This is a genomic window from Rhizobium sp. UFLA01-1127 (assembly GCF_059803845.1).
This window is the reverse complement of record NZ_JAUQTZ010000187.1, coordinates 1-9,606: the sequence shown is the minus strand read 5'-3', so window position 1 is coordinate 9,606 and position 9,606 is coordinate 1. Positions and strand designations below refer to the sequence as shown.

General features: G+C 59.8%; 6 protein-coding genes. 2 read left to right on the top strand and 4 right to left on the bottom strand.

Annotated elements, in window-relative coordinates; all coding sequences use genetic code 11:
* Positions 1–119: 119 nt before the first annotated feature.
* The 4 genes from Q4Q11_RS29060 to Q4Q11_RS29045 all read right to left on the bottom strand — a co-directional run bounded on the left by Q4Q11_RS29060 (position 120) and on the right by Q4Q11_RS29045 (position 7,214).
* A complete protein-coding gene (locus Q4Q11_RS29060) occupies positions 120–1,409 on the bottom strand; it encodes an Hsp70 family protein (protein WP_498571636.1) in 1,290 nt (429 codons plus the stop codon).
* Between the two features lie 232 nt (positions 1,410–1,641).
* Positions 1,642–4,761, bottom strand: coding sequence for an efflux RND transporter permease subunit (locus Q4Q11_RS29055; protein WP_113215424.1), 3,120 nt, complete (start codon positions 4,759–4,761; stop codon positions 1,642–1,644).
* Positions 4,758–5,999, bottom strand: a complete 1,242-nt coding sequence (locus tag Q4Q11_RS29050; protein ID WP_498571635.1) for an efflux RND transporter periplasmic adaptor subunit — start codon at positions 5,997–5,999, stop codon at positions 4,758–4,760. The genes Q4Q11_RS29055 and Q4Q11_RS29050 overlap by 4 nt, the downstream gene beginning before the upstream one ends.
* Before the next feature lie 426 nt (positions 6,000–6,425).
* Positions 6,426–7,214 (bottom strand): SDR family oxidoreductase, encoded by a 789-nt coding sequence (locus tag Q4Q11_RS29045; RefSeq protein ID WP_498571634.1) that lies wholly within the window; start codon positions 7,212–7,214, stop codon positions 6,426–6,428.
* Positions 7,215–7,493: 279 nt separating this feature from the next.
* Between Q4Q11_RS29045 and Q4Q11_RS29040 the strand changes: the two genes are divergently transcribed.
* Positions 7,494–9,158 (top strand): electron transfer flavoprotein-ubiquinone oxidoreductase, encoded by a 1,665-nt coding sequence (locus Q4Q11_RS29040; RefSeq protein ID WP_498571633.1) that lies wholly within the window; start codon positions 7,494–7,496, stop codon positions 9,156–9,158.
* A 152-nt stretch (positions 9,159–9,310) separates the two neighbouring features.
* Positions 9,311–9,606, top strand: a 296-nt coding sequence (locus tag Q4Q11_RS29035; RefSeq protein ID WP_498571632.1) for a GNAT family N-acetyltransferase, incomplete at its 3' end; no start/stop codon positions are given.

Here is a 9,606-nt window from a genome sequence, read left to right as displayed (position 1 = left end):
GACATCATGCTCTACCTATTTGAATTTAGCGCGGATTCAAATCCTTGGCCGATTCGACCTGAAATCATCCGACCCTAGCCAAAGCGGCGTACGAATGAAGGGCAGGGTGCCCGGCTGTCTCAGGCCGTCCACTGGACGATGTCCTCGCGCTCGCCGATCAGGGCAAGACCATGGGCAATCGACAGCAGTTCGCCGCCTGTCTCGATCCGCTCCCGGCCAAAACGTTCGGTGAAGATGCGCCGTACCGCCGGCACGAAGGACGTGCCGCCGGTCAGGAATACCTTGTCGATCGCGTCGGGCGGTGTGTTGGTGGTCGTCAGCACGTCGTCAAGCGCGCCTTCGATGCGGGCGAGATCTTCGGCGATCCAGCTTTCGAAATCGGCGCGGCGAACGTGCTTGCGGCCGGCCATGCCGAGCGCCGGGAAGTTGAATTCGGCCTCTTCCTCGCTCGAAAGTGCCATCTTCGTCGCGGAGACCGCCTGATAGAGCGGGTAGCCTTCGTCATGTTCGACCAGCTCGATGAAAGTCTCGAGCTTTTCGGGCTCCAGACTGCTGCGCACCAGGGTCTTCAGGTCGGCATATTCGCGCGAGGTTTTGAAGATCGAAAGCTGGTTCCAGCGGCCGAAATTGGCGTAATAGGAGGTAGGCACTTCCAGAAGCTTGTCGAAGCTCTTGAAGAAACTGCCCTTGCCGATGGCCGGTGAGACGATGTTGTCGATCATCCGGAAATCGAAATGATCGCCGGCAATGCCGACACCGGAATGGCCGATCGGGGACGCAGCCAGCTTTCCGCCATGGCTTTCGAAGCGGATGAGGGAATAGTCGGTCGTACCGCCGCCGAAATCGGCGACCAGAACGGTCGCATCCTTCTTCAGATGCTGCGCGAAGTAAAAAGCGGCTGCGACCGGCTCGTAGACATAATGGATTTCGGGAAAACCGAACCGCGCGAGAGCGGCATTATAGCGCTCGGTGGCAAGAGCCGGGTTGGGATTTGCGCCGGCAAAGTGCACCGGTCGACCGGTAACGATGCGTGAGACGTTCTCAGGCCATCCTTCTCCGGCATAGGTGCGCAGACGGCGCACGAAGATCTCCATCAGATCCTCGAAACTATGGCGCTTGGCGAAGATCAGCGTGCCTTGAAAGAGCGCACTCGCGGCAAACGTCTTGATCGACTGCAGGAAACGGCAGTCGCCGGGATTGTCGATAAACTGCCGGATGGCCGCATGCCCGGCCTCAACCTTGAGCGCGGTCGCACCCAATCCCGGGTCCTTCATGAAGGAAAGCGCAGTGCGCATGCTGTCTGCTGTGCCGGCAGCGCTGTTGAAGGCGACCGATCGTGTCGAGGGTCCGTCGGCCATCGCCAGGACCGTATTCGTCGTGCCGAAGTCGAAACCAAGCGCCCGAGCCATGCCCGCACTCCTTTCCGTCGAAATTGTCTGGATTGGGGCCAAGCCCCTCTATCAGGCGCAAGACGCGCGCCTGCCGCAAAGAGGGCGCGTCATGACATGGCTGAACGTCAAGTTCAAGACGTTGGAACGCTTTTATTTTCCGCTTCCTCCGCATCCGCCGGCAGCACATCGGCATCCGCTGTGCTTCGAACCTCTCGCAAATGAAACGGGCGCCTTTCGGCGCCCGCTGATGTCATTCGGCAGCGATGGCCGCTGGCGGTTCTTTGTCGTGCGGGTCGTGGTCCTTGCGCTTGCCGAGGTGCCCCAGGAAGTCGCTCAGGCGGTTCATTTCGAGGAAGATGACCGGCGTGATGAACAGCGTGAGAAGCTGTGAGACCACCAGACCGCCGACGACGGCAATACCGAGCGGTTGACGCAGTTCGGAGCTTGCACCGCCGCCGACGGCGATCGGCAGCGCACCGAGCAGCGCGCAGAAGGTCGTCATCATGATCGGACGGAAACGACGGACGCATGCTTCATGGATCGCTTCCGCGGGCGATATGCCCGTTGTCGATCGCAGCGTTTCCAGCGCCACGTCGATCATCATGATCGCATTCTTCTTGACGATACCGATCAGCATCAACAGACCGATCAGCGCGATGATCGACAGGTCGAAGCCGAAGACCTTGAGGGCAAGCAGCGCGCCGAGAGCTGCGGCCGGGAGGCCCGACAGAATGGTCAGCGGATGGATGAAGCTCTCGTAGAGAACGCCGAGAACGACATAGATCGTCAGCACGGCGGCAAGGATCAGATAGGGCGTGCTGCCCTGCGACTGCTGGAAGATCTGGGCGGTGCCGCCGTAGGACGTGAAGATATCCGCCGGCATGTCGATCTCTTTCTTGATCTGATCGATCCGCGCCGTGGCGTCGCCAAGCGCTTCGCCGGCTGGCAGGTTGAAGGAGACCGTGGTCGAAACGAGCTGCCCCGTCTGGTTGATGGTAACGGGGCCGGTCGTGCGTTGCACATGGGCGAAGTTCGACAACGGAACCAGCACGCCGTTTGACGAAGCAACGTGGATATCCTGCAGCCTCTGGTCATCCCAGGGCTTGCTGGTGTCGAATTCGACCATCACGTCATAGCTGTCGCCGGTGGTCTGAATCTGTGCGGCATTATAGCCGCCGAACGCTTCCTCAAGCGTTGTGCGGAGCTGATTGTTGTTGATCCCGTATTGCGCCGCCTTTTCGGTGTCGATGACGATGTTTGCCTGCAGCGCGTTGTTCTGCTCGTCCGAGGCAACGTCGGTAAAGCGCGGATCGCGGCGCATCGCGTCCAGCATCTTGTTGGCCCAGAGGTTGGTCTGGTCGGCACTCAAAGCTTGAATGATCAGCTGGTACTGGCTGGCCGTCTGACGGCCGCCGAAGCGCAGGCTCTGCTGTGGCGTGATATAGGCTTTTATTCCGGCTATCTTGCCGATGCCGGCACGGAGTTCGCGTAGCGTCTGGTCCAGCGGCGGGCGCTGTTCCTTAGGCTTCAACTGGACAAACATGGTGCCGTTGTTCAACGGCTGACGGATGCTGCCGCCGACGATCGACATGACGTGGTCGACGGCGGAATTCTGTCTGACGAGCGCCGCTGCCTGGTTCTGCAGGTCACGCATCGCCGGATAGGATATGTCCTGGCGCGCCTGGGTGGAGATCTGCAGGCGGCCGATGTCCTCGGTCGGAAAGAAGCTCGCCGGCAGTACCATGAAGAGATAGGCGGAGAGCGCAACCGAGCCGAGGAAGCTCAGGAGAACGGTGCCGCGGTGGCGCAGGCACCAGGCGACGCCCTTGTCGTAGCCGCGCTGGGTCCAATCGAAACCGCGGTTGAAGAGGCGCACCGGATACGGCGGCTGATCGTGACCTGCCGACAGGCGCGAGCTGAGCATCGGCGTGACCGTGAGGGAGACGACCGCGGAAGACACGATGGCGATGGCGACGACCATGCCGAACTCGTTGAAGATACGGCCGACCACCCCGCCCATCAGCAGGATCGGGATGAACACCGCGATCAGCGAGATGGACATGGAAATGATGGTATAGCTGACTTCGGCCGAGCCTTTGATTGCCGCCTGCAGCACCGGCATGCCTTCCTCGACATGCCGCAATATGTTTTCCAGCATGACGATCGCATCGTCCACCACGAGGCCGACGGCGAGCGTCAATCCGAGCAGGGATATGTTGTCGATGCTGTAGCCGAGCACATACATCATGCCGAAGGTCGAAATCAGCGACAGCGGCACGGCAAGGCCGGGGATGATCGTAGCGGTTACATGGCCGGTGAAGAGATAGATGACCAGAACGACGAGGCCGATCGTCAGGAGCAGGGTGAATTTGACGTCTGAAATCGCATCGCGGATCGGCTTCGCCGAGTCGTTCATGATATGCGTCTGCACGGAAGCTGGAATTTCCGCATGAAGTTGCGGCAGCTTTGCATTGATGGCATCGACCACCGCGACGGTGTTGGCGTCCGGCTGACGCTGGATGGCAAGAATGATCGCCTGCTTGCCGTCGTACCATGAGCCCGCATTGACGTTCTGCACGCTGTCCTGCACGTCGGCGACATCGCTCAGGTGGATCGGCGCGCCCTTGGGGTTGGCAATGACCAGCGACTTGAATTGCTGGGCATTCGTCCTCTGCGTGTTGGCATTGAGCGTCATGCTCTGCTTGCTGTTCTGCAGGGTACCGACCGGGACCTGGCTGTTGGCGCTGACGATTGCGGAATTGACGGTATCGATACCGATACCGCGGGCCAGCAGCTTGTTCGGATCGACCTCGACCCGCACTGCGTAGGTCTGAGCGCCATAGACGGTCACTTGCGCGACACCCGGAAGGGTCGACAGCGACGGTGAAATAATGTCTTCGGCAATTTCGTCGAGTTTGCTGCGCGGCATCGTATCGCTCTGTACGGCAAGCAGCATGATAGGAGCATCGGCCGGGTTTGTTTTCCTGTAGCCCGGCGGCGTCGTCAGGTTGTTGGGCAATTGGCGCGTCGCGTTCGAGATCGCGGCTTGCACGTCGGCTGCTGCTGCATCGATGCTGCGGTTGAGATCGAACTGCAGCACGATGCTCGTATTGCCGAGCGAGTTCGTTGCCGAAATTTCACTGATTCCGGGGATGGTTTCGAACTGCTTGATCAGCGGCGTGGAAACCGAGGTCGCCATCGTCTGCGGCGAGGCGCCTGTCAGCTGCGCCGAAACGTTGATGGTCGGAAAATCCACCTGGGGCAGGGCGGCAACGGGCAGCAGCTGATAGCCGGCCAGGCCGGCCATGACCACACCCAGCGCCAGAAGCGTCGTCGCTACCGGTCGTCGGATACAGAATTGCGGGATCATTGCTGTGCTCCAACCGAAATCGTTTCGCTCTTCTCGCTTGATTGATCGCCGGCTGCGGCAAGGTTCTCAGGCTTTTCGTCGTTGAACTGTTCGACGACCTTCTGGCCGTCGACCAACTGCACCTGCCCTTCGACGACGACATGATCTCCTTCCGAAAGGCCCTTGGTAATCGCGGTGAAGCCGCCGTTTTGCCGCTCTACCGTCACCGGCGTCAAATGAACCTTGCCGTCCTTGACGAGATAGGCATAGAAGCCTTCCGGACCGGGGCTGATCGCAACTGTCGGAGCGACGGTCACAGGCTGATTGTCTGTGAGATGAACGACGACGTTGACGGATCGGCCGGGCCAGATGGCGCCATTGGCATTGTCGAACTTCGCTTTGACGAGGATGGTGCCGGAAGCGGTATCGACCGCATTGTCGAAGAAGCTGACCGTACCCTGGCGGGATTTACCCTTGCTCGAGTTCGGAACGGTACTGACCGGCACCGCGCCGGCCTTCATCGCTTCCTCCAGCTCACGAAGCTGATTTTCCTGCATATGGAACTGCACATAGATCGGATTGTATTGCGTGATGGTCACGATCGCCGTGCCGGGCGTGACATAGGCACCGGGGCTGGGGACGACATTCCCGAGACGTCCGTCATAAGGCGCCCTGATTTGTGTGTTTTCCAGCAGGACCTGGTCGGATGCAAGCTGCGCCTTGTCGGCATTGACGTCGGCGGCCGCGGTATCGCGCGCTGCCACGGCCTGATCGACCGTCTGCTGCGTTCCGGCATTGTTGAGCAGGCTCTTGGCGCGGGACAGGGCTGATTCTGCCGCCACGAGTGTCGCCTGATCCTTGGCTATGGTCGCCTGATCCTTGTCGACGGAGGCCTGAGCGGTACGTGCGTCCAGCTTTGCAATCAGATCTCCGGCCTTCACCATAACGCCGTCCTGAGCCTCGATCGATGTGATGATGCCGGATTCCTGCGCAGCGATCGTCGTGGTGTTTTGTGCGACGGCCGAGCCGGTGGCCGTGATATCGTTGGGCAGCGGCCTCTTCACCACTGCGACTGTCTTGACGACTGAGGACAGAGCCTGGCGCTTTTGGCCACCTGCCTGTGCTGCCTTGCTGTTGTCTTTGGTTTCTGCGGAGGCTTGATCGACAAATGCGGAAAGAAAGGGAATGCGGTCGCGATAGCCCCAGGCTGTGAGGGCTGCGACGACAAGAAGGCCGAGGGGAAGCCAAAATTTTTTCATATTAAAAGAACCGGTCGAGGCGAGTTGCGGGAAGCGCGATGACGTTGAAGTGTATTTATTGCGCCGCACAACATAAACGGGCTTCGCCGCAATCCATCACATCGCCGTTACCGCTAACGTTCGGTAATTCTGTCCCTATAACGTGAATACGTGAACGCTGATCCAGTGCAATCTATCACAGTTCCGCAACGCGAAAAATTAAAGGTTGGAAAGCTTTCGGATTGCTATGATTTGTGCGGTGCAACAAGCAAGTCAAATGACTATTTTTTGATTGCCGTTATGTAATAATTGGACGGCAAGACAGCTCCAAGCGGCATTTATAGTGGAAAGAGGGGCTGCAATGCTCATAGCGGCCCCTCTCGACGCTCACGCAATCGTGTTGACGGGCCTGTTTACAAAGCCCCGTCCTTTATCCGCGTGACGACTTTAAAGTGAGCGGGCAGCGCCGCCGTCACAACGGACCATTGTTCCCGTCACATAGCTGGCCGGTTCGCTGCAGAGAAAGGCGGCAGTCTCGGCGAATTCCTCGACGCGGCCGTAACGGCCGGCAGGGATGCGCTGCTGACGCTCGGCGCTGACATCTTTCAGGCTTTTGCCTCCGCGCTTGGCGGCAGCGGTGTCAAGCTCGGCCAAACGGTCGGTCGCTATGCTGCCCGGCAGGAGCATGTTCACCGTGATCCCATATGCGGCCACTTCGCCGGCAAGCGTCTTGCTCCAGCCGGCAAGGGCGGGGCGCAGCGTGTTGGAAAGCGCGAGATTGGGGATGGGTTCGATGACCCCTGAGGAAGCGATGGTGAGAATGCGACCCCAGTTCTGCGCCTTCATGCTCGGCAGCAGCGCGTTGGTCAGCGTAATGATCCGCGAGACCATGGAGATGAAATAGGTCTCCAGCCGGTCCGCTGTCATATCCTCCGTCGTCCCGGGCGTCGGACCGCCGCTGTTGTTGACGAGAATATCGATACCTCCGAGTTTTTCCGCGACGGCCTTGGTGACGACGTTTATGAAGTTTTCGTCGTTCAGGTCGGCCCAGATCCAGTCCGCCCGGCCTTTGCCCTCGGCATTGATGGTTTTGCAATTGCTTTCAAGCCGTTCGCCGCTGCGGCCGCAAAGCAACACGTTCACGCCCTCGCGGGCGAGCGCCACGGCGATGCCGTGCCCCAGGCCCTTGGATGAGGCAAGCACCAGCGCTCGCTTTCCGCCGATACGAAGATCCATCTTGATTATCCTTCATGCTGTTCGGAATTCCCGATCGACATTTATAAAGCGCCATGCCCCAACTATGAAAGGCGCCTGTCGTAAAGGTCGCATCAGAATATTGATGTTAACGTAAGAGTTATTTAACTTGTTCTGCGCGCTGGACGAATTGGGGGATTGCCTGTCGCTTCCCGGCTCGACAATTCCTTCCCGTTTTGACAAGAGATAACCGAATGGGGAAGACGTCCAAAGGGACAAGGCTGTGTCAGATATTCGGATGCGGCCAAGCGGAGAGAGTGAATGACTGACGCGAGCGAGCTGCCGGAACGCGAGAGCATGGAATTCGACGTTGTGATTGTCGGGGCGGGTCCAGCGGGCCTGTCGGCTGCGATCCGGCTGAAGCAGATCAATCCGGATCTGGCCGTTGTGGTGCTCGAGAAGGGGGCCGAAGTCGGCGCGCATATCCTGTCTGGCGCCGTCGTCGATCCGATCGGCATCGATCGCCTGCTGCCCGGCTGGCGCGAAGAGGAGGGGCATCCCTTCAAGACGGAGGTTACGGACGATCACTTCCTGTTCTTAGGCCCGGCCGGCTCCGTCCGGCTGCCGAATTTCATGATGCCGCCGCTGATGAGCAATCACGGCAATTACATCGTATCGCTCGGCAACGTCTGTCGCTGGCTGGCCGAAAAGGCCGAAGCGCTGGGTGTCGAAATCTATCCCGGCTTTGCCGCGACTGAAGTGCTCTACAATGACGAGGGCGCCGTCATCGGCGTCGCCACCGGCGATATGGGCATCGAGAAGAATGGCGAGCCCGGCCCGAACTATACGCGCGGCATGGCGCTCTTAGGCAAGTATGTGCTGATCGGCGAGGGCGTGCGCGGCTCGCTCGCCAAGCAGCTCATTGCCAGGTTCGATCTGGCGCGGAACAGCGATGTGCCGAAGTTCGGCATCGGCATCAAGGAACTCTGGGAGGTCAAGCCGGAGAACCACAAAAAGGGTCTTGTGCAGCACTCATTCGGCTGGCCCCTGGGCATGAAGACGGGCGGCGGCTCCTTCCTCTATCATCTGGAAGACAATCTGGTCGCCGTCGGCTTCGTCGTGCACCTGAACTACAAGAACCCCTATCTCTATCCCTTCGAGGAATTCCAGCGCTTCAAGACGCATCCGGCCATCCGCGGCACCTTCGAGGGCGGCAAGCGCATTTCCTATGGCGCGCGCGCCATCACCGAGGGCGGATACCAGTCGGTGCCGAAGCTGACCTTCCCGGGCGGCGCGCTGATCGGCTGCTCGGCCGGCTTCGTCAATGTTCCCCGCATCAAGGGTAGCCACAATGCGGTGCTTTCGGGCATGCTGGCGGCGGACAGGATCGCCGAGGCGATTGCAGCAGGCCGCGGCAACGACGAAGTGATCGAGATCGAGAACGAATGGCGCATCTCTGACATCGGCAAGGATCTGAAGCGCGTTCGGAACGTCAAGCCGCTCTGGTCGAAGTTCGGCACAGCGGTCGGCGTGACGCTCGGCGGTCTCGACATGTGGACGAACCAGCTGTTCGGCTTCTCCTTCTTCGGCACGCTGAAGCATGGCAAGACGGATGCTCAATCGCTGGAACCGGCCTCCAAGCACCGGAAGATCGACTATCCGAAGCCGGATGGCGTCTTGACCTTCGACCGCCTTTCCTCGGTGTTCCTGTCGAACACCAACCACGAGGAAGACCAGCCGGTGCATCTGCAGGTCAAGGACATGGCGCTGCAGGTATCGTCGGAACATGACGTCTATGCCGGTCCGTCGACGCGCTACTGTCCGGCCGGCGTCTATGAATGGGTGGAGAAGGATGGCAAGGAAACCTTCGTCATCAACGCCCAGAACTGCGTCCACTGCAAGACCTGCGATATCAAGGACCCGAACCAGAACATCAACTGGGTTCCGCCGCAGGGTGGCGAGGGGCCGGTCTATCCGAATATGTGAGATGCAATGACGGAGATCGAACAAGGCGCCTGGACGATCCGTTCGGCCAGGGCAGACGAACTGAATCTGCTCGCAGCCATCGAGATCGATGCCTTTGGGCTCTGCATGAGACCGGCGCGGTCGCCTGTGAGCCAACGTCGGTGCCTATCGACGTGTTGGAGCAATCCCTTGCGGAAGGCTTGCTGTTCGTTGCCGTCGACGATGAAGATCAGCCATTCGGCTTTCTGGCCAGCGTTATGAAAGATGGCTCGGTTCACATCGCCGAAGTCGATGTCGTCAGGCGCCGGCAGAAACAGGGTGTCGGACGGCGGCTGATGGAAGCTGCGATTGCGGCGGCGAGAACGCAAGGGGCCGCTGGCGTCACTTTGACGACGGACCGGCACGTGGCTTTCAACGCGCCATTCTATGCGTCCTTAGGATTTCAAATCCTCGATGATGGAGAAAGGCC